Source organism: Alteromonas sp. 07-89-2 (assembly GCF_013113925.1).
Classification (GTDB): domain Bacteria; phylum Pseudomonadota; class Gammaproteobacteria; order Enterobacterales; family Alteromonadaceae; genus Alteromonas; species Alteromonas macleodii.
Map to the genome: position 1 here is coordinate 1 of NZ_VTYM01000039.1, position 22,323 is coordinate 22,323.

Consider the following 22,323-nt stretch of genomic DNA (forward strand, 5'->3'; position numbering starts at 1 on the left):
ACACTAAAACAAAAACGCCTTATTAAAAAATATCGCGATCGCAGCCTTCGGCTGCTAGAAAAAATAACCCCCTCCGAAAAAAGAGGGGTTTATCATCAATCTGAAGGGGCAAACGCCCCTTTTTTGTATTTCTAGACAAGAAGATTTTATCTATATGGTATTTAGCGCCGTGTCGAAATCTGCAATCAGATCCTGAGTGTCTTCAATACCTACCGAAATACGCAGCATGGTATCGGAAATACCCATTAACTCACGCTCTTCTGCCGTGTTCTCAAAATAAATAGTAGGCGCAACTGGTAGCGCTAAGGTGCGATTATCCCCTAAGTGCGTGGCGCAAATAACTAACTTCATTTCGTTTAAAAACGCCACGGGATCAGCACCGTCGATAAGGTCAAAACTCAAAATTGCGCCATAGCCGTCGTTTAGGTATTCCCGTGCCATGAAATGCTGAGGGTGGTCGGCAAGACCTGGATAAAAGACTTTAGATACCTTGGGATGATTATCTAGGAACGTCGCCAACTGCATAGCATTATGCTGACTTCGTGATAAACGTAAATCTAAGGTTTCCATGCCTAGGGCAATGGCCGTCGCTGATTGCGGTGCCAATGTAGCGCCTAAATCGCGTAAACCTTTCTTTTTAATTTGCGTAATGCCCCACTGTGCAGTATCTGCAACCTGATAAGCCGGTTTTAGGTTACTAAACTTAGTCCAATCATAGTTACCCGTATCGATGACAGCACCACCTAAAACGTTACCGTGACCTGCAATGTATTTTGTCAGCGAGCAAAACACCAACGACGCTTTAATATCTTTAGCATAAAAAACAGGGGGTGGCGTCATGGTGTTATCAACCATAAACAGCATGTGCTTCTCTTCGCAGAATTGACCAATGGCGTGAAGGTCGGCCACCTGTGTCACAGGGTTAGCTACGGTTTCGGTGTAAACGCCTTTTGTGTTTGGCTGGTAAGCTTCTTTAACTTGCTGAATGTCGGTCACATCTGTGTAGGTAACCTGCACACCAAAATCTTTAATGGTTTCAAAAAAGCTTCGCGTATTACCAAATAGGTATTGGCTTACAATTAAATGGTCGCCGGCTTTGAGTAAAGCAAATAACGAGCTGCTTATCGCCGCCATTCCGGTTGAGTAACACAAGGTACCTACACCGCCTTCCAGATCATTAAGCATATTTTGCAGTGCCGCCACAGAAGGTGACGATGAACGAGAATAAACATGAGCAGCTCGTTTACCTTGAAACGCATCGATGATGCCCTGCGCATCTTTAAACTCGAAAAGAACTGAATTAGACGTGCTGCTGTGAACACCACCATGTTCAGGCGTATTAAGCATGCGATCAGAATGAACCTGACGGGTTGTGAATCCCAATTTTGTCACGGGTGAAGCTCCGAAAATAGATGTTTGCGACCGAGCCGAGTGCGCACCAGTACTCTGAGTTGATACGGTTGCGTACTTACCACTTCAATAGAAATGATTATGGCTTTGTAATGCAGTTTTTAGGATATTTTGCGCAAACATTATCATAAAACGTATAAATAGTTTGCATTTGTTCATCTATGTTAGTCACTTTCTGAATAATTGGCCCCAACACAATCATCTTTCTGGCGTAGTCCAACCCAATGACTTGTATAGGAATTTCGGCTTCTCGTGCAATGTGCATAAAGCCTGTTTTCCATGGATAAATGGGGCTTCGTGTACCCTCTGGCGCTAACGCGAGTATTAATTGATCGGCTTCCTTTATCTTATTTGCAATAGACGTGACCACCCCATGCGCTTTACTTCTCTCTATAGGAATGCCGCCTAGCCTTTTAACAATAGCGCCCAAAGGGGGCGCAAAGATGGTGTGCTTTCCGAAAAAATTAATGTTTAGCTTAAAGGAAAAAACCACGAACAAGCCAATAAAGAAGTCCCAGTTCGATGTATGCGGTGCTACCGCTAAAATGGCTTTTTTCTGATTGATTAGTTCACCTTCTACACGCCAGCCCCTTTTTGTCAGCACCCACGCAGCGAAGGACGACAACCAGTTGGGCCACTTGCGAGGAACATGCTCTCCAACGTTAACACTATTGGCCCGTTGAGAGTGGGTTTGAGGGTGTGAGGTTTTTGTCATTATTATTATGCTCTGCTTACTACACTTAGGTTATCTATTCGCTAATTTATTTTCTGAGGCTTCGAAATGGAATGCCGTAACGAAAAGCGCTTTACTTTCCATATTGTACCCGCATATTAATTAACAGAGTAAAACGTTATAGTGTGCGCAATTTGGCGAAGAGTAATCAAAATGGGTTTGTAACGCAATTGTTAACAATGCATCGTTTTGAATTCTTAGAGAATATGGGCTTAGTATAGCTATGTGTATTTTATTTATCGCAAACAATATGCGGGATGATTACCGGCTTATCATTGCTGCGAATCGGGATGAGTTTTACGCAAGGCCCACAGCGCCTTCTTCATTCTGGAAAAGCCACCCGCATTTACTCGCCGGGCAAGACTTAGAAGCTAATGGAACCTGGATGGGTGTTACGCGTAACGGATATGTGGCAGCGCTTACTAATGTAAGGGACCCACACAACATCAATAAAAATGCGGTATCGCGAGGTGAATTAGTCGCCAACTGGCTGAAGCACGACCCAGTCGAAATGAAGCCTGTCGCACAATCACAATACTTGGCAACGCTTGAAAAAAAGCGCCACCAATACAACGGCTACAACCTGTTATTCGGAGATATAAATTCGCTTAAGGTTTACAACAACGTAAACAATTCGACCCACATAATCGACACTGGTGTCTACGGTTTGTCTAACGCGGATATTGCCACACCTTGGCCAAAAGTCACGCAGGGCGTTACCGCATTAAACGATTATGTTTCCAAACAAAACATCATTAATGAAGAAGATTTATTTGATATTTTACGTTACGACAATAAAGCCGACGATGCCCTGTTACCCGACACGGGTGTAGGCTATGAGTGGGAAAAAGCGTTGTCTTCCATTTTTATTCAATCCGAAAAATACGGAACACGCACCTCTACACTGCTATTAGTAGATAAAAACAATACGCTGACCTGGAAAGAACGACGCTTTTCAGACAAAGGCGAAGCACAAGAAACCCGCGCTTTTTCTTTTTCAATTTAGGGTGTTTTTGAAATGAAACTTTCGTTTACGTTTTCTTTCCTCGACTAATTGAAATATTTTCAACCTTTAGGGGTCGTTTTTTCTACCATCGGTGGCATAATGCCAGCCTGCTATCTTTTGCATACCAACGTAACGTGAGGACATATCGTGTTTGAAGTATTACCCCATCTCGCCCCAGATCCAATTCTTGGCCTGTCAGCTGCTTATCGTGAAGACACCAACCCAAACAAAATCGATTTAGGTGTTGGCGTATATAAAGATGAGCAAGGTAATACCCCTATTCTTTCAAGTGTCGCAAAAGCGCAAAAAGTGCTTTTAGATACAGAAACTAGCAAAACCTACATCACGCCTCAGGGCAACCAAGGTTTTATCGACGGTATGTTGTCTTTGCTATTAGGTAAGACTAGCCCCGTTCTATTAGCAGACCGCGTTGCAGCGGTTCAAGCTCCAGGTGGTTGCGGTGCATTGCGTATTCTTTCAGAACTACTTGCCCGTTGTAACGACAACGCTAAAGTATGGGTAAGCGACCCAACATGGGCGAACCACATTCCACTTATCGGCTCGGCGGGTCTTAAAATCGAAACCTACCCGTACTTCGATAAAGCGTCAGCAAGCATTCGCTTTGACGCTATGATGGAAACCCTTCGCAAAACTGAAAAAGGCGATATCGTTCTTCTACACGGTTGCTGTCACAACCCTACAGGTGCTGATCTTACTAATGCACAATGGGATGAAGTACTAGAAGTAGCAAAAGAGCGCGAATTCCTGCCTTTCATCGATGTGGCTTACCTAGGTTTTGGTGAAGGTTTAGAAGAAGACGCGTACGGCATGCGTTTGTTGGTAGAAAACCTACCAGAGGTTATTGTTGCAGCTTCTTGCTCTAAAAACTTTGGCCTTTATCGCGAACGTGTTGGTTTAGCTGCCATTATCACTGAAGATTCAGCAACCCGTAAAATTGCTCAGGGTCAAATTCAATCAATCGCACGTGGTATCTACTCTATGCCACCAAGCTACGGCGGCGCGTTGGTAGACATCATCCTAGCTGACGAAGCACTTAACAACGAGTGGGTATCTGAAGTGAACGAAATGCGCGATCGCATGAAATCACTCCGTGCAATGCTAGTTCAAAACCTTCACGATAATGGCTCGCCTAAAGACTTTAGCTTCGTAAACGACCAAAAAGGTATGTTCTCATTCTTGTGTATCACTCCAGAGCAAGTACGCGAAGTGCGTGAAAAGCACAGTGTGTATTTTGTTGATTCTAGCCGCGTGAACATTGCGGGCATCAATCAAGAAAACGTAGAAACACTAGCTAAAGCATTGGTATCAGTGCTTTAAGTACGAACTATTGATTCTTAAGATCCAAAAGGCAGGGTTCACACCCTGCCTTTTTTATTGCCTTCAAATGACCCGTCTTCCTATTTCTGCGATGAACGCCCCAACTACGCTGTCAGTAGCGGTTAGTCACACTTTTTAACAAATTTACGCGGTGCGTTATACGCCTTTTAGTAGGGCAAGCCGGATATAATCGTTACACTATAACAATGTTGACGTACACGTTAACTTGGTATTTATTACGACTGACTTATAACAATGAGATTAACGACAAGAACAAGGATCACCCATGTCTAAAGTAAGTGTATTTTGTCTTTCTGCCGCGCTACTTGGCAGTGCAATGCAAGTAAATGCTAAGGAAGGCATGTTCACGCCAGAACAACTCCCTTCAATTGCCGGCGATTTAAAAGAAACAGGCTTAGCAATCCCTGCTAGTAGTATTAACGACCTAACCGCGTTTCCTATGGGCGCGATTGTTTCATTAGGCGGCTGTTCAGCATCGTTTGTCTCTGACAAAGGCTTGGCCGTTACTAATCACCACTGTGCGCGCGGCTCTGTTCAATATAACAGCACCCCAGAAAACAACTATTTAAAAGATGGTTTCCTAGCAAAAGAAATTGGTGAAGAACTGCCGGCCGCGCCGGGTACACGCATGTTCGTTACGGTCGATTTTTCTGATGTAACCGACAACGTCATTGGCGGTATCAGCGATGACGTTCAAGGACGCGAGCGCTACGACCTAATTGAAGCGAACCGCAAGGCGTTAATCGCAGAATGTGAGTCTGAAGCGGGCTTCCGCTGCTCTGTGCCTTCATTTTTCCAAGGCCTTGAGTATAAGCTAATTAAGCAAATGGAAATTCGTGACGTGCGTATTGCCTACGCGCCTGCTGATTCAATTGGTAAATACGGAGGTGATGTAGATAACTGGATGTGGCCTCGTCACACGGGCGACTTCTCTTTCTACCGAGCTTATGTGGGTAAAGACGGTAAACCCGCTGATTACAGTGAAGAGAACGTGCCGTTTAAACCTGACCATTTCTTAAAAGTTTCGGCAGCTGGACTTGAAGACGGCGACTTTGTTATGGCAGCGGGATATCCTGGCTCGACTAACCGCTATGCGCGTTTATCACAAGTATCGTACACGTTTGATTGGTTATATCCCACTTACCTTGAACTGGTAGACGCGTGGATCAAGACTATCGAAAGTGCATCTGAAGAAGGCAGCGATGCGCGTATCAAATACGAAGCATTGTTAGCGGGTCTTAACAACTTCCACAAAAATACGTTGGGCCAACTTTCAGGTGCTAAACGCGTTGGACTTGTTCCACGTCGCGCTGAGCGTGAAGAGCAACTAGCTGCGTGGCTTGATAAAAACGGTAAGAGTGAAATGAAGCAAGCACTTGCCGATCTTGATGCGGTTAGTGCTGAACAAATGCAAATGAACAAGCAAAACTTCTGGTACAACAACCTAAGTCGTGCACAACTCTTGTCGTCAGCCCAAACCCTTTATCGCAATGCCATCGAAAAAGAAAAGCCGGACACAGAACGTGAATCTGGATTTCAGGAGCGCGATCAAATTCGTCTGAAAGAAGGCGTAGAGCGTATTGAGCGTCGCTTTGACCCGGCCGTTGATCAGGCCGTTTGGCAAAAAATGATTAGTATGTACCTTGAACAGCCAGAAAAAAACCGAGTAGCCGCGTTCGATAAAGCAGTAGGCATTGATGGTGATACCGACGGAAAAACACTTCAGAAGAAGTTAAAGGCGTTTTACGACAATACTTCATTGACTAACACTGAAGAACGTTTGAAATGGTTAACTGCAAGCCGCGCTGATTTCGAAAATAGCAACGACCCGTTCATTAAACTTGCGGTTGCCCTGTTCGATACCGAGATGGCTATTGAAGATAAGAGCAAAACGCTAAGCGGTAAAGCTGCCGCGCTTCGCCCTAAATACATGAGTGCCATTATTGAGTGGCAAAAATCTTTGGGCAGCCTTGCTTATCCAGATGCAAACAGCACGCTGCGCGTCACTTACGGTAACGTAATGGGCGGCTCGCCAAAAGACGGTCTGATTTACGAGCCGTTCACTCGTCTTGAAGGTATTACTGAAAAAGACACGGGCGAGACACCTTTCGACTCTCCTAAAAAGCAGCTTGAGCTTATTGAGGACAAGAAATACGGACCTTACAAGCTAGAAGCTATTAACAGCGTGCCGGTAAACTTCCTGACGGATTTAGATTCAACAGGTGGTAATTCAGGCTCAGCAACACTTAACGCAAAAGCAGAGCTTATCGGTCTGTTGTTTGACGGTACGTTCGAGAGTGTTAATTCTGATTGGGATTTTGACCCGAAAACAACCCGTACCATCCATGTAGACAGCCGCTACATGCTATGGGTAATGGAATACGTTGACGGTGCAACAAACCTCATAGAAGAGATGACCATCGTTAAATAACCATCAAATAATGGGGTCAGAGTACATTAAATTGGGGGGCAGAGTACATTTTCCCCCTAATGCCTTCCGGTAAAAAGGAGATCGTTATGAGGTTACTAATAAGGCTTGTTAGCTTAGCCGTGGCTGCGTACTCGTGTTATAGCGGAGCTGTAACCGGTGAGTGGAAAGCATCTATCGCTATTATTTCGCTATGTGCGTTGATGTTCCTAATTACGTTTATTTCCAAGACTCGCGGCGGTACGCCAGGCTCTCAAAGCGATGGCGCCTCAGCGATATACACACCAAGCAGTAGCTCAAGCTCATCTTGTAGCAGTGATGGCGGTGGTGGAGATTGCTAAAACCCAATGGGGTCAGAGTACTTTTTTCAGTATTTAAAGTACTCTGACTCCAATATTTTCGCTGATCAGATCGCGCTATAGAAATGTACTCTGACCCCATTATTTTATTTGAGGTTGCGGAGGCCTTGGGTGAGGAGTCGGTCTAGTGCGTTGGCGAAGTTTTGTTTGTCACGTTGAGAGAAGGCTTTTGGACCGCCTGTGTGTTCCCCGCTTGAGCGCATGGTTTCCATGAAATCTCGCATGCCCAGTATCTGTTTGATAGACGACTTGTCGTATTCTTCACCACGATTATTCAACGCTAGTGCATTTTTTGCCAGTACATCAGCGGCCAATGGAATGTCATTGGTAATCACCAAGTCACCCGCTTCACACTTCTCTACTATATAATCGTCAGCAGCATCGAAGCCTGACGGCACTTGCGTTAAGGTTATGTGCTTGTCTGGTGGAACAGACATAGAATGGTTAGCCACCAAAGACAAAGGCAGCTTGGTACGTCTGGCTGCCTTAAAAAGAATGTCTTTGATCACTGCAGGGCACGCGTCGGCGTCAACCCATATATGCATGGTCGTATCTCGTAACTGTATCTAATTACGCTAGCATACCACCATCTACCACCACTGTCGTGCCGGTCGTGTAGGTTGAAGCGTCTGATACTAAGTACAATACCGTGCCCGCCATTTCATCTGGGTCAGCGACACGGCCTAGTGGAATAACTTTAAGCGCGTGCTTCAAGATTTGCTCGTTAGTTGTTAACGCTGACGCAAATTTAGTATCGGTTAAACCTGGCAATAATGCGTTAACGCGAATGTTCAAGCTACCGCACTCTTTTGCAAATGACTTAGTCATGCTGATAACCGCAGCTTTCGTAATAGAATAAATCCCCTGCATGTCACCCGGTGTTACACCGTTTACCGATGCCGTGTTAAGAATGACGCCACCACCCTGCTCTTTCATCATTTTGCCAGCTTCAATCGACATGAAGAAGTAGCCACGAATATTGACGTCTACAGTTTTATTGTAGGCGCCAAGATCAGTATCTAAGATATGCCCAAAGTAAGGATTGGCTGCCGCGTTGTTTACTAGAATATCCAGTTTTCCAAAATCGCGTTTAATGACGTTAAATGCTTCTGTAATTTGCTCCATTTCACCCACATGACACGCTAGCGCTGTCGCCTTTCCACCTGCGTCACGAATTGAAGAAGCAACGGCTTCACAGCCGTCAATTTTGCGGCTTGATACAATTACATGCGCGCCATACTGGGCAAGCAAGCGGGCAATAGACTCACCGATACCGCGACTTGCACCTGTAACCAGTGCCACTTTTCCTGTTAAATCAAAAAGGTTCTTCATTGTCATATCCTTAATTCTTGCTGATAAAGTGCTTTGTGCTTAATTTCTCTTATTAACGCTTGTTGCGGTGCCTGCTCTAGGCCAACATACCACCGTCGAGTACTACTGACTGACCCGTCATGAATGACGACTCATCACTACACAACCAAGCAATGGCATTAGCAATCTCTTCTGGTTTACCCAAACGCTTCATTGGATTTGCGCCAATAAGCCCTTTTTGGCCTCTTTCATCCAATTTTGATAAAACGCCTTGCACCATAGGGGTATCTACAAAGCTTGGACAAACAGCGTTTATGCGTATGTTCGCCCTTGCGTATTCCACTGCCGCCGATTTAGTAAGCCCCACTACCCCATGTTTTGAAGCGCTGTAAGCACTAATCATAGGCGCAGACCGCAATCCAGCTACAGAGGCAATATTGATGATGTGACCACCGCCTGTCGTCGTCATGTGCTTAAGGGCGTTCTTCATGCAATACCACACGCCAGCTAAGTTGACCTGAATATTCTTCATAAACATGGCGTCATCGACTTCAGTTAGCGGAGCTGGAAAATGGTCGATACCCGCGTTATTAATAATTACGTCAATCTTGTCGTTATGAGAAAGCGCCGTGTCGAACATCGCTTTGACCTGAGCCGATTCGGTAACATCCACAGCCACCGCATAGGCTTTGCCACCTGCAGCAACAATTTCTTCAGCCAGTGTTTTGGCATTACCTTCGTTTAAGTCGGCAATGCCTACTGTTGCACCACGCGCACTCAATACGCGAGCCGAAGCAGCACCGATACCCGAGCCGCCACCAGTAATAAGAATATGTTTACCTTCAACATTTGCAGCTACATTCATTAGGTGTACTCCAATTTAGTGAACAAGCGCAACGCCGTTAATTTTGGTCACTGCGCATGCTCTTTGATTTGAACGATTAAAAATAACTCGCTTTTACGTTGTTACACGTCGCCTCGCGTGAAGAAAGAACCTCAATATCACGACTGACCAGCGGTAACTCCCAATTTAAGAAGTATTCAGCAGCTGCTAACTTACCTTCGTAAAAGTCAACGTCTTGCTCGCCAGCACCCTTAGCAAGTGTTTGTTCGGCAACATTTGCTTGGCGTAGCCAAATCCAGCTCACCACACAACTTGAAAAGATATTTAAAAAGCAGCTCGCGTTAGTTAGTAAAACAGGCTGTTTATCAGAGCGCAGGTCAGCCGCAGCTTGTTGTATTAAACCGCCAAGCTGGTCTAAGTATGGTTTTAATTTTACAGCTAGCGCCTGTGCTCTTGGCGTTTCTGCGCGCTTCATATCGCTTGTTACACGAGAAAGCAGCACCTGAAGACCTTTGCCGTCATGCTGCCATAACTTTCTTCCCAGCAGGTCTAGCGCCTGAATACCATTCGTGCCCTCGTGAATTGGGTTTAAGCGGTTATCGCGCCAGCACTGCTCAACAGGATATTCACGGGTGTAGCCCGCACCACCTAGAATTTGAATTGCCAAATCGTTGGCTTTAGGGCCAAACTCCGAAGGCCATGCTTTGAACACGGGTGTTAAAAGATCTAAAAGCTGAGAAAGTTCGGTGCGCTTTTCGCTGTCAGTTTCCGTTTCCATCTCATCGATGAGCATGCTGCCGTACAAGCAGAGGGACATACCGCCTTCACAGTAGGCCTTTTGCGCTAGCAACATACGTCGCACGTCACCGTGATTGATAATAGGTGTAGGCTCGTCTTCTGGCGCAAGATTAGGCGCAGTGCGACCTTGGGTACGATCTTTTGCGTATTCTAGTGAGTAACGGTACCCGCGATACCCTATCATGGCAGCACCATAGCCCACGCCAATGCGTGCTTCGTTCATCATCATGAACATGTAGCGCAAACCCTGGTGCGGCTCGCCAATCAGGTAGCCGTGGCAGTCACCATTTTCGCCAAAGGTTAGTGCGGTTGAAGTTGTACCTCGGTAGCCCATTTTATGGATAAGGCCAGCAAGGGTTACATCGTTGCGCACATCTGGATTGCCGTCAGCGTCGAGACGGTATTTAGGTACAGCAAATAAGGAGATGCCTTTTACACCAGCTGGACCACCTGGAATTTTCGCCAACACCAAATGTACGATGTTGTCAGAAAGCTCATGCTCACCACCTGATATATAAATCTTGCTGCCTTTGATTCGGTACGTACCATCATCTTGCGGCCTTGCTGATGTACGAATATCAGCAAGTGACGAACCGGCATGGGGCTCGGTAAGTGCCATGGTTCCAGTGAAGTCACCCGCTAGCATTTTTGATAGAAACGCACTTTTGATATCTTCGGAGGCAAAGTGTTTAATGACATTGGCGGCCGCCGCAGTTAAGAAAGGGTAAGCGGTTGACGATGGGTTTGCCGCTAAAAAATAGCCCGCGCAGGCATTCATCACGGTAACAGGAAGCTGCATACCGCCATCTTCAAGATCGAAGTGACCCGCGATAAAGCCCGATTCTCTGTAAGTATCGAAGGCCACTTTAACGTCGTCAATCATAGAGACTTTAGTGCCATCGAATGTAGGCTCGTTTTTATCAGCAACGGCATTATGAGGAAGAAATAACTCTTCTGCCATCTTCTCGGCCATATCAATAACAGCGTTGAAGGTTTCTACATTGTGCTCTTCGAAGCGAGCTTTTTCACATAAGGCTGCGGTGTTTAATACTTCGTACAGCTGAAATTGCATTTCACGGCGGGGAATAAGTTGATCGGCCATGGTGTCCTGTCCTCTACGAAAACTTGTTAACACATTGTGTCATATTCGTTATCGTGCCATTATTGTCATTAATGACACAATAATGGTCAATCACGCCAACAATCACTGAGTTTTATCTTATTTTATAACTCGAATTATTTTTATGAATGACACCAAGTTCACCGTTACCGTACTCGGCTTTAACCAGGCCTTGGCATCTGCCATTACAGGAGCCCTCGATGTATTTGCTTTCGCAGGTATTAGTTGGCAGCGAATACACAACTTACCAACCAACCCTCAGTTCAAAGTACAGTTGGCCAGTCACCATGGGCAGCCTATTCTTTGCTCTAATCAAGTTGTTCTACAGCCCAATATCGCCATCGAAGAAGTCTCACATACTGATGTCTTGTTAATTCCCACCATTGGTGGCGATATTGATGAAGTGCTAGAAAGCACAGCGCCTCTGCTTGTACACATAAGGCGTCTGCAGAAAATGGGGGCCGACATTGCCGCCAATTGCACCGGCACTTTCCTTTTGGCCCAATCTGAATTATTGGACAATAAAATTGCCACTACACATTGGGGATATGCAGATAAATTTAAGGCCATGTACCCTGCCGTAAACTTACAACCCGAGAAAATGGTTACTGAAGACGATATGGTGTTTTGTGCAGGCGGCGGCATGGCGTGGATTGATTTATCTATCTTGTTGATAGAACGCTACTGTGGTCATCAGATTGCGAGCGATACGGCAAAATCCCACGTTTTGGATGTGTCCAGAACAAGCCAAACTATTTATGCCAGCAGTCGTCAGCGACGATTTCACTCAGACAAGGACATTAAAGCGGTACAGTCTTTTCTGGAAAAGAACGTACAAAATAAATGTACACTAAGCGAATTAGCACTACGGCATAATATGACCGAACGCACACTTATACGCCGATTTAAAAGCGCGTGTGATATTACGCCAGGTCAGTATTTACAGTCGGTGCGCATTGAGCACGCGAGAAAGCTCTTAGAAACCTCTAGTATGCCGTTAGAGAGCGTGATTAGCGCTGTGGGCTATGAAGACCTTAGCTCGTTCACTCGACTATTTAAAAAAATGACTGGTTTATCACCTTCTCAATACCGAGCGAAATTCAAGCGAGGCTAATTTGATTTAGATGGTTAGTAGACTACTTGCACCAAAAAATATCTCTCTATTAAGTTTGATGTTCCATGCCTGTGCACACAGGCTTTTTAGTTATATTCAATCTAACTAATATTGTGCATTTTCGATGAAAAATGCCTTGGTTTGCACAAATTTGAAGTTTTTATGTAAAAGTTTGTGTAAAATGCAGAGCCAAGCATAGATTGTTAATTTTTGTGCTAAAAACACTACAAAAGTATAAATTTAAAATCATCTTGGTGGAAACATGAGAACACACAAAATCGCCACACTAGCGTTAGCCGTTAGTGCTGCTTTCAGCTCTTCAGTTCTTGCACAAGAGGCCGCGACGACAGAAAAAAAAGAAGCCTCACTTGAACAGATTACCGTTACTGCGCAAAAGCGTACTCAGTCAATTCAGGAAGTGCCTATTTCTGTTGCGACGTTAAGCGGTGAGAAATTCGAAAGCCTATTCTCTGGCGGTGAAGATATTCTTGCTCTAGCGGTTCGCGTACCTGGCCTTTATGCTGAGTCATCAAATGGTCGTGTTGCACCGCGTTTTTATATTCGTGGTCTAGGTAACACCGACTTCGACCTTGCTGCATCACAACCTGTTTCTATTATCATGGACGAAGTGGTAATGGAAAACGTGGTACTTAAAAGCTTCCCGCTTTTCGACGTTCAGCAAGTTGAAGTACTTCGTGGCCCACAAGGTACACTATTTGGTCGAAACACCACTGCTGGTATCATCAAATTTGATACAGTAAAACCAACCCAAGACGTTGAAGGTTACGCGAAAGCAGGCTTCGGTTCATACGGTACAATGAACTTTGAAGGCGCTATTAGCGGCGGTCTTACTGACGAACTTTCTGCCCGTCTTTCTGTATTGTCACAAGAGCGTGATGATTACATCGACAACGCAGCAACAGGTCAAAACGACGCACTTGGTGGCTTCGATGAGAAAGCATGGCGCTTGCAGCTTCTTTGGGAGCCATCAGCGGACTTCTCTGCACTTCTCAACGTACACGGCCGCGACTTAGACGGTACTGCTTCAATTTTCCGTGGAAACGTTTTTAATAAAGGCAGCAATGACCTTAACGATAGCTACGACCGCGAAACAGTAAGCTACGACGGCGATCTAGAAGGTAACGGTACAGATAACAACCCACAGTCTTATGAAGGTTTAGGTGCATCACTTAAACTAGAATACGACATGGACGATGTAACCTTTACTTCAATCTCTGCAATCGAAACCGCTGAAGGTTCAAGCCTTGGCGACATCGACGGCGACGCGATTGCTTCACAAAACTTTGTAACTCAAGATAATCTTGACGATCTAGAGCAGTACACGCAAGAATTTCGTTTAGCAAGCAACACCAGCGACCCAATGAACTGGCAAGTAGGTGCTTTCTATTACGATGCATCGTTCAACGTAACCAGCATCGACGGTTTCTTTGGCGCGACTACGGTATTCCATGAAAACCAAACATGGGCGGTATTCGGTCAGTCATCTTACCAAGTTAACGACAAGCTAAATGTTACTGGTGGTATCCGTTACACTCACGACAAGAAATCTCTTGTTGTTGGCGAACAAAACGTTGACGGGTTTGCCGTTGTTCTAGGTATTGCATCTGTTCAAGATTATGACGATATCAATGTAGATGACGGTCAAACAAGCTTTGAACTAAGTGCAAACTACCGTGTAACTGACGACATGTCTGTTTTTGCTCGCTATGCTAATGGTTTCAGAGCGCAAACTATCCAAGGTCGTGACGTCGCATTTGAAGGTGCACCTTCAGTTGCAGACGCAGAAACGATCAACTCTTTTGAAGTGGGTATTAAGTCAGACCTATTCGACGACACGCTACGTCTAAACGCTGCTGCGTTCTACTATACCGTTGATGACATGCAGTTCTCGGCCATTGGTGGTGGTAACAACTTTACTGCGCTAGTGAATGCTGACGAAGGTGAAGCTTATGGTTTTGAAGTAGACGCTCAATGGCTAGCGACTGACGAACTTACCTTTACTGCTGGCTACAGCTACAACCACACTGAAATTAAAGATGATTCTCTAACGGTTGCACCTTGTGGTACAAGCGCATCTGATGGCTTCACTGGCTACTGTACAGTAACTGATGAGCGCCCAGATGGATTCAATGCAATCATTGACGGAAACCCTTTCCCGCAAGCACCTGAATCAATCTTTAACTTCACTGCACGTTACACTATCCCTATGGGTGATGACGGTGAGTTCTTCGTGTTTACTGATTGGGCGTTCCAAGGTGAAACCAACATCTTCCTATATGAAGCGGTTGAGTTTACTACAGACGACAATTTCGAAGGCGGTCTACGCATTGGTTATGAGAACTTTGCGCACAACTACACGGTAGCGCTATTCGGTCGTAACATAACAGACGAAGACAACGTTAAAGGTGCAATCGACTTTGCAAACTTAACGGGTATTGTAAACGAACCTCGTATTTGGGGTGTTGAGTTTAAGTACACATATTACTAAGAAAAGTTAAGTAGCTACTCTCTTCCATTGTAGCTACCTATCTATTTAGTAGAAAAGCGGTGACGTTGAGAAACGTTACCGCTTTTTTTATCTGTTACGCCGCCATATGAATATCAGATGTAGGCATTTGCACAAGCTGCTGTAATTTCCTACACACTTCCACCCATCGCGCTACTTTCTGATAGTAGACCTGCTCGATCAACTGCCCTTTTTCATTAAACAGAAAGCTCGCCAGCTTCCCTTTACTACCCGGCATATAAAAGTGATGCACCGTGAATTGATGAGACAAAGGGGCATGTGCCACTTTTTGATACATACAGAAAGGCAGTGCATTTGCACGCTCATCGCCACCAGTTAAGCGACTACGGCGCTGAAACGTATCTGAACCTAAATCAGCCATTATGCCATGTTTTAAAATAAGCTGGTCGACCGCTTTAATACCTGTTTGCATAACTATCTCCTAAATGTTGCGCTAATCAGCGAACCAAGATGAGACTCGAAATAAACCATACTGATATTTATACAGTATATGGTTATTTGTTTAAAATGCAAACAAAAAAGCCGCTTATTCAAGCGGCTCCTGTTTAGTCGTTGTCAAAAAGCTTAATTGAGGGCTGATTCTAGGAATGCCCACTGGTCAGCATACCCCTCTATTTGCATCCATGTAGGTGTGCCTGCACCGTGTCCCGCTCGGGTTTCCACGCGAAGCAGAACTGGGTTGTCACAGCCTTGATCTGCCTGTAATTGCGCCGCGAACTTATAACTGTGCCACGGCACAACACGGTCATCGTGATCACCTGTAGTGACTAATGTAGCCGGGTAGCACGTGCCGGGCTTAGTGTTGTGAAGTGGCGAATAAGCATAAAGCGCTTCAAATTCGTCTTTGTTTTCACTTAACCCATAATCAGAGGACCATGCTCGCGCATTTGCACTAGGTGTGTGATAGCGAAGCATATCTAACACGCCGACTGCAGGTAAGGCAGCAGAGAAGAGATCCGGGCGCTGTGTTAAGGTCGCACCAACAAGCAAACCGCCATTCGAGCCACCTTGGATACCCATTTTCTCAGGCGTGGTGTAGCCACTTTCAACCAAATACTCGCCCGCGGCGATAAAGTCATCAAATACGTTTTGCTTATCTAACTTAGTCCCAGCCTTGTGCCACTGTTGCCCATACTCACCACCACCACGTAAGTTAGCTATGGCCAGTACATTGCCCTGCTCTACCCATACCATGCGTGATACTGAATAGCGGGGCAGCAGTGAAATATTAAAACCACCATACCCGTACAGTAACGTTTTATTATTTCCATCTAGCTTCAAGCCTTTTTTATGCACGATAAACATGGGAACTTTTGTTCCATCTTTACTGGTGTAAAAAATTTGCTTTGTTTCGTAATCATCATAATTAACACCGGTATCGATGGATTTAAATAATGATGACTCGCCGCTTTTTACGTCGTACGCAAATACTTGGCCAGGATTTGTGAATCCCGTAAGTTTATAGAACGTTGTATCGGCATTTTTGCTTCCGTAAAACCCGCTTACACTTCCAATATCAGTAAACGCAATTTCATCTATTTTCTCGCCGTTTAAATCAAATACACTTACCTGCCCTTTTACATCTTTTAGATACTGAGCAAAAAGTTTTTCACCCAATAGTGAAACGCTCGACAAGGTATCAGATGTACTTTCAATTACGGTTTCCGTTGCTTTAACGCCACCATCGAAATCAACCTTAATAACCTTACCTGTAGGGGCATTTGCTGTAGATGTGAAAAATAACTCGTCGTCATGCTCGCCAATTAGGTCGTAACGGCCATCCCATTTGTCGAAAACCGGAACGAGCTCACTGTTATCATTTACCAGCGATTTAGCATAAACACCATTCGCCTGATATCCCTCGAACACAGAAATGAGCAGTGTTTTGCCATCTTGAACAACCGAAGGATAAGGGTTCCATGTAGGTTTATTGTCAAACGCAAAAACCTTTTTGTCTTCACTTTGCGCTGTACCTATTGCGTGAAAATAGATAGATACGGTTTGGCTATCATCATACTTACCAGCTTCATTTTGGGGGTAACGTGAATAGAAAAAGCCGCTTTCATCGGGCAACCACGCGATATTTGAAAACTTAATGCCTTTAATAGTGTCAGTTAAATCCGACTTCTTACTGGTGTCACGAACGTGAATAGTTTTCCAGTCTGTACCACCGTCAGAAAGCATGTAGGCCAAGAACGAGGCTTTAGGGCTTAGTTCAGTTGACGCCATAGACACTGTGCCATCTTCACTCAATGTATTTGGGTCAATCAGTACTTCAGGCTCACCGTTAACGCCGTCAGCCATATAAAGCACATATTGGTTTTGCAAGCCGTCGTTATAAGAATAAAACAGCTTGCCGTTTACCATATATGGTGTTGAGTATTTTTCGTAGTCCCACAGCGCTGTTAGACGTTCTTTGTATCTTTCTCTAGAGGGCAATTCAGCCAGGTAAGGACGAGCAAGGGTGTTTTGAGACTCAACCCAAGCACTTACCTCTTCGCTCTTTTCTTCTTCTAGCCAGCGGTATGGGTCGCTCACTACAGTGCCATGATAGTTGTCTTGCTGAGTCACAGTTTTGGTTTCTGGATAGTCGGACACTTTTGGCATGCCGCCACTTTGTGATTCACCTTGCACTGAACTAGTAGATTCGGTATACGAGCTTGTACACGCCAAGGTTAAACCTGCTGATGCCGCTACTATGGCAGCGTATATTAGATTTTTCTTCATTTTTATTCCTTAAACGAAAAATGCCGGTTTCAACCGGCATTTTCTATTTAGCTTTCTGTCGTAACTTGCGTATGTTTTCGACCTTTAAACACGCTTTTAAGGTCATTTAAAATAAGGTACAGCGCTGGGACAAGCAGCAAGGTGATCACCGTGGCGAACAAAATACCGAAGGCCAATGAAATAGCCATTGGGATCACAACTTGAGCCTGTAAACTGCGCTCAAAAACAATTGGCATAAGCCCCATAAACGTTGTTAGTGAGGTGAGGATAATTGCTCTGAAACGCTGAGTACCTGCGCTAATAGCAGCATCCATTAGCGACATGCCTTCTTTGCGCGCACGGTTAACGAAATCCACCATGATCAAGCTGTCGTTAACTACAACCCCAGACAACGCAATTATACCGCAGATAGAAAGTACGCTTACCGCCATACCTAACACCAAATGCCCCACAATGGCGCCTACGATACCAAAAGGTATAACCGACATAATAATAAACGGCTGGCTGTACGATTTAAGCGGAATAGCAAGCAAGGTGTAAATGGCAAAGAGCGCAAATAGAAGCCCCTGCATTAGGCTGATCATAGCGTCAGCCTGCTCTTTCGAGTTACCTTGAAGCTGGAAGTCCACCTTGGGATACCGCGCTAGTAGATCCGGCATCAAATTTTCAATCACATCATTGGTTACTTCTGACGGGTCAAGCAACGCTTTATCCACTGCACCAGTTACGGTTACCGAGCGTTTACCATCGACACGAATAATTGAATCAAAGCCCTGACCAACTGTAAATGTCGCCACCTGCTCAAATGGAATTTCTTGTCCATTTGGCGCGCGGATACGCATGTTTTCAAGGTGCTCTATAGAGCTACGTTCCGTTTTCGGATAACGCACCATTACTTTGATTTCTTCATCGTCACGCTGGATACGCTGTACTTCCGCACCATAGAAACCAAAGCGAACCTGCTGACCTAAATCACGCAAAGAAATACCTAGCGCATCAGCCTGAGGTTTCAGTGCTAGCTGAATTTCTTCGCTTCCGCCTGAGAAGGTGTCGTTAATGTCGGTAACACCTTCGTATTTATCCAACGCTTCTTTAAGTTCATCACTTATCGAACGAAGGGCCTTAATATCGCTTGAGCTAAATTCAAAGCTCAGGTCTGAACCGCCACCAGGGCCACCCGGAGAGCTAATATTAAACGACTTAACACCTGGGATTTCTGGTAACTCTTGACGCCACATGTCTTGAATTTCAAAGTCTGTCAGCGTACGCGTTTCACCTTTGGTAAGCTCTGCGAAAATCTCTCCCCCAAGGTTGCCATTATCAAAGGCAATGGCGTGCTTTATAACGTTTTCACCCGACTCTTCAGCTACTTTGTCGTCCATGCGGTGCATGGCCTCGCGAAGCGTAGTCAGTACATTATCACGCTGTTCAAGCGATGAGCCTGGCTCAAGCTCGAAACTTGCAATCATAAAATCGCTAGGAATATTCGGGAAAAATACAAAACGTACAATACCACCACCGAACAGGCCTACTGTGAGGATCAGCATAGCCATAAACACAGCAACCGTGGTGTAGCGATTTCGTACAGCTGTAGCCAAAAATGGCGCGTATTTATTGTTTATAAACGTCTTAATACCTTCGCTGAAGAAATCTCGGAACTTTTGAAATCTATTCGCCTTTTCAGGATCGTAAGGCTTAAGCTTCATGTGTACCAAGTGAGCCGGCAATATTAGTTTGGACTCAATGAGCGAGAAAATAAGGCACACGATAACCACCATACCGATGGTTTTCCAAATAATTCCAAACGGTCCAGATACCATCAGCATGGGCGAGAATGCGGCAATGGTTGTCAACACGCCAAATGTTGCTGGCATAGCAACCTTTTTGACGCCCGCTATCACGTTTTCAGCGCTATGGCCTTTTTTGTCTATTTCAGAATACGCCGATTCCCCCATGATAATGGCGTCGTCAACCACAATACCCAGCACAAGAATAAACGCGAACAGGCTAAGCATGTTGATAGACACGCCAACCATATCTAGCGGCATAACTAACAAGGTGCCAAGAAAACAAACCGGCAAGCCCACAATGACCCAAAACGCGAGCTTAATTTTTAAAAATAAAGAAAGTACCAAGAAAACCAGCAGCGCGCCGAAGAACATGTTTTCCAGCATCATGTTGAGTCGGTCAGCTAAGTAGAACGAACTGTCGCCCCACGTATCAGCTTCAATATGCGCCGGAAATTCCGATTTCTGACTCTCAATATAGGTATTAACTTGCTCAGAAATTTCTAATGCGTTTTGATCACCTACCGCACGCACTCGCAAACTAACAGCGGGTTTATCGTCGAATAGCGCATATTGGTTATTTTCAATAAAACCATCGTTGATATACGCCACATCACCTAATGTCACGCGCGTGCCGTTACCGTTTGTTACTAAAACAATCTGCGAGAAATCCCAGCCTGTATAGGCTTGCCCTTTCGTTCTAAGCAGAATATCGCCATTTTCAGTGCGAATTGAGCCGCCAGGTAAGTCGACGCTGGTTTGACTTAAACGCGCAACGACATCGGCGAATGTAAGGTTGTATTTTTGCAAATCGACTTCCGAAAGCTCAACGGAAATCTCATAGTCCCTTGCCCCAACAACTTGAACACTTGAAATACCAGGTAGGTTAGCAATGTCGTCGCGCAAATCTTTGGCAAACTCTTTTAACTCCCGTTCAGACGCGTCACCGTAAACCGAGAGCCAAATTACGTCTTGTTGTATTTTTTGACGGTAAATAACGGGCTTTTCAGTGTCTGCGGGGAAGCTCGGAATAGCGTCAACTTGAACTTTTACTTCATCAAGTAAAGATTGAACATCATAGTCTTCTTCCACCTGAATACTTACCGTACCCATACCTTCAACGGCTGTGGAATTAAGCTGCTTAATACCTTCTAGGTCTTTAATTGACTCTTCAATTTTAAGCAGTACGCCCTCTTCTACTTCCTGAGGTGCGGCCCCCAAATACGGTACGCGAACGTTAATAACGTCTATCTCGAAATTGGGAAATACTTGCTTCTGAATACTGAAGGCACCAAATAATCCGCCAACTACAAGCAACCACATCAGAAGGTTTGCAGCTACGCTGTTACGAGCGAACCAGGCAATAAGCCCTTTATTGGTATCAATACGGCTCATTCGCTTTCACCTTCGGTGGACGTGCTCTCTACTTTATCGTTATCTTCGCTAGCATCCGATTCAGCGGCATCAGATAGCACTGGCTCATCACCTGGTAGACGAACCTTCATGCCATTATACGGGTTTGGTACGGCACTTCTCACTACCAGGCTTCCATGCTCAATGCCAGAACGAATAAACACTTCTTTAGCGGTTGTACGCGCAACCTCAACAGGCTTTATTTCAATCTCACGATTATCGTTAACAGTCAGTACGGTATTGTCTAAACGTAAAATGCTACGAGGCAACACCACCAATTCTTCATTCTGACGAGACGTGATTTCTGCTTCTACAAACTGACCAAAACGAAGGGGGGCATTGTGTGAAGATTTCAGATTGTAAGGATCTTGTACTTCCACAATGGCATATACTACTCGGCTGCCTGTATCTAAAATACCTTCTGAACGCACCAGTTTACCTTCCCAAGTACGTTTCACACCGCCCACAGAGGCCGTTAACGAAACCGGAGCGCCGTCATTGGATTGTCCTGCAATATTGATAAACATTAAATCGCTGTCAGTAATAGGCAGCCTGACTTCTGCAGTATCGGTGGAGTACACTGTACCAAGTACTGCGCCCATTGATACAAACTGACCCAGGTCAATATTACGTTCAACCACAATGCCATTATAAGGGGCTGTAATTTGCGTTCTTGCTAAGTTGCGTTTTGCACGCTCTAGTTTGGCTTCTGCAGCTTTAACGTTTGCTTGTTCTTTTGCCAGTTGCGGCTTACGTAAACCCAACTCAGGCGGTGCAACGCTACTCACCGATCGCCATTCTTGCTCTGCTACTTTGCCGCGAGCTATTTCTTCTTGAAGCGCTGCTTGCGCTTGAGCTAATTCAGCCTCTGCAAGCTTAAGATCCGTGCGATAATCATCTTGTTCAAGTGTTGCCAGCACATCCCCTTTTTTGAATGTACCGCCAGCTATAAATACATCAGACAAACTCACTACTTGGCCACTGACCTGCGCACTTAACGCAGTTTTATTTCGTGGAACAACGTTACCCTGAGATTTTACGATAAAGCTCACGGCCTCTGCTGTTGCTTCTTTCGCTTCAACCAAAAAAGCTGGAATTTCCACGGGTACTTGCTCTGGTGGCTTACGTGATTTGATCATGACTGTCGCGGCGATAAACGCGACCAAAACTATGATTAGTGGAATGCCACTTTTCATCAAGATGGAGTTTTTCATTTACTATCCCTAGGAACGAAGGAAATCCACGCGAGTGAAACGGACGCAACGATTTATTGCACTTTCACATACCACCTGATAACCCACGAAAATCTATTATTATTGTTTCAACACTAGTGTACTGATTTGTGGTTATTGTGCCCACTTAAGAT

Annotated in this window: 16 protein-coding genes; 6 read left to right on the top strand and 10 right to left on the bottom strand. The window is 45.0% G+C overall.

The genetic code is table 11. The features are described 5' to 3' along the window. Positions 1 to 150 precede the first annotated feature (150 nt). Together F0261_RS18435 and F0261_RS18440 are read right to left on the bottom strand one after the other, a co-directional pair. Complete coding sequence (locus tag F0261_RS18435) at positions 151 to 1,392, bottom strand: cystathionine gamma-synthase family protein (RefSeq protein WP_171338625.1); 1,242 nt, start codon at positions 1,390 to 1,392, stop codon at positions 151 to 153. Positions 1,393 to 1,489: 97 nt separating this feature from the next. Next, complete coding sequence (locus F0261_RS18440; protein ID WP_014949719.1) at positions 1,490 to 2,125, bottom strand: 1-acyl-sn-glycerol-3-phosphate acyltransferase; 636 nt, start codon at positions 2,123 to 2,125, stop codon at positions 1,490 to 1,492. 241 nt (positions 2,126 to 2,366) lie between these two features. Here F0261_RS18440 and F0261_RS18445 point away from each other — a divergent pair, with 241 nt between their 5' ends. From F0261_RS18445 to F0261_RS18460, 4 genes are all read left to right on the top strand, one after another. Continuing rightward, complete coding sequence (locus F0261_RS18445; protein WP_171338626.1) at positions 2,367 to 3,149, top strand: NRDE family protein; 783 nt, start codon at positions 2,367 to 2,369, stop codon at positions 3,147 to 3,149. A gap of 147 nt (positions 3,150 to 3,296) precedes the next feature. After that, entirely contained in the window at positions 3,297 to 4,487 is a 1,191-nt protein-coding gene (locus tag F0261_RS18450; RefSeq protein WP_171338627.1) for an aromatic amino acid transaminase, read from the top strand. 286 nt (positions 4,488 to 4,773) lie between these two features. Continuing rightward, the gene (locus F0261_RS18455; protein ID WP_171338628.1) at positions 4,774 to 6,939 is read left to right on the top strand and encodes a S46 family peptidase; all 2,166 of its coding nucleotides are present in this window, start codon (positions 4,774 to 4,776) and stop codon (positions 6,937 to 6,939) included. Between the two features lie 86 nt (positions 6,940 to 7,025). Next, positions 7,026 to 7,277 (top strand): hypothetical protein, encoded by a 252-nt coding sequence (locus F0261_RS18460; protein WP_014979487.1) that lies wholly within the window; start codon positions 7,026 to 7,028, stop codon positions 7,275 to 7,277. Positions 7,278 to 7,381: 104 nt separating this feature from the next. On the opposite strand, the gene F0261_RS18465 is transcribed toward F0261_RS18460, so the two are convergent. The 4 genes from F0261_RS18465 to F0261_RS18480 form a co-directional block, all read right to left on the bottom strand. Further along, positions 7,382 to 7,840, bottom strand: coding sequence for a YaiI/YqxD family protein (locus F0261_RS18465; RefSeq protein WP_014949724.1), 459 nt, complete (start codon positions 7,838 to 7,840; stop codon positions 7,382 to 7,384). 25 nt (positions 7,841 to 7,865) lie between these two features. Beyond that, positions 7,866 to 8,627 carry an SDR family oxidoreductase gene (locus tag F0261_RS18470; RefSeq protein WP_014949725.1) on the bottom strand — a complete coding sequence of 254 codons (762 nt, stop codon included), beginning with the start codon at positions 8,625 to 8,627 and terminating at the stop codon, positions 7,866 to 7,868. A 76-nt stretch (positions 8,628 to 8,703) separates the two neighbouring features. After that, entirely contained in the window at positions 8,704 to 9,471 is a 768-nt protein-coding gene (locus F0261_RS18475) for an SDR family NAD(P)-dependent oxidoreductase (RefSeq protein ID WP_168534194.1), read from the bottom strand. A 76-nt stretch (positions 9,472 to 9,547) separates the two neighbouring features. Beyond that, entirely contained in the window at positions 9,548 to 11,350 is a 1,803-nt protein-coding gene (locus F0261_RS18480; RefSeq protein ID WP_171338629.1) for an acyl-CoA dehydrogenase, read from the bottom strand. A 142-nt stretch (positions 11,351 to 11,492) separates the two neighbouring features. Between F0261_RS18480 and F0261_RS18485 the strand changes: the two genes are divergently transcribed. Together F0261_RS18485 and F0261_RS18490 are read left to right on the top strand one after the other, a co-directional pair. After that, a complete protein-coding gene (locus tag F0261_RS18485; RefSeq protein ID WP_171338630.1) occupies positions 11,493 to 12,482 on the top strand; it encodes a GlxA family transcriptional regulator in 990 nt (329 codons plus the stop codon). A 262-nt stretch (positions 12,483 to 12,744) separates the two neighbouring features. Next, entirely contained in the window at positions 12,745 to 14,991 is a 2,247-nt protein-coding gene (locus F0261_RS18490) for a TonB-dependent receptor (protein ID WP_014949729.1), read from the top strand. 94 nt (positions 14,992 to 15,085) lie between these two features. Here the strand turns inward: F0261_RS18490 and F0261_RS18495 are convergent, their stop codons facing one another. The 4 genes from F0261_RS18495 to F0261_RS18510 all read right to left on the bottom strand — a co-directional run bounded on the left by F0261_RS18495 (position 15,086) and on the right by F0261_RS18510 (position 22,171). Further along, a complete protein-coding gene (locus F0261_RS18495) occupies positions 15,086 to 15,442 on the bottom strand; it encodes a hypothetical protein (protein ID WP_171338631.1) in 357 nt (118 codons plus the stop codon). 152 nt (positions 15,443 to 15,594) lie between these two features. Next, on the bottom strand, positions 15,595 to 17,757 hold the full coding sequence (locus tag F0261_RS18500; protein ID WP_171338632.1) for a prolyl oligopeptidase family protein: 2,163 nt from the start codon (positions 17,755 to 17,757) through the stop codon (positions 15,595 to 15,597). Positions 17,758 to 17,804: 47 nt separating this feature from the next. Continuing rightward, entirely contained in the window at positions 17,805 to 20,939 is a 3,135-nt protein-coding gene (locus F0261_RS18505) for an efflux RND transporter permease subunit (RefSeq protein WP_171338633.1), read from the bottom strand. Continuing rightward, positions 20,936 to 22,171 (bottom strand): efflux RND transporter periplasmic adaptor subunit, encoded by a 1,236-nt coding sequence (locus F0261_RS18510; RefSeq protein WP_039236077.1) that lies wholly within the window; start codon positions 22,169 to 22,171, stop codon positions 20,936 to 20,938. Before F0261_RS18510 ends, F0261_RS18505 begins: the two co-directional genes overlap by 4 nt. Positions 22,172 to 22,323: the final 152 nt, after the last annotated feature.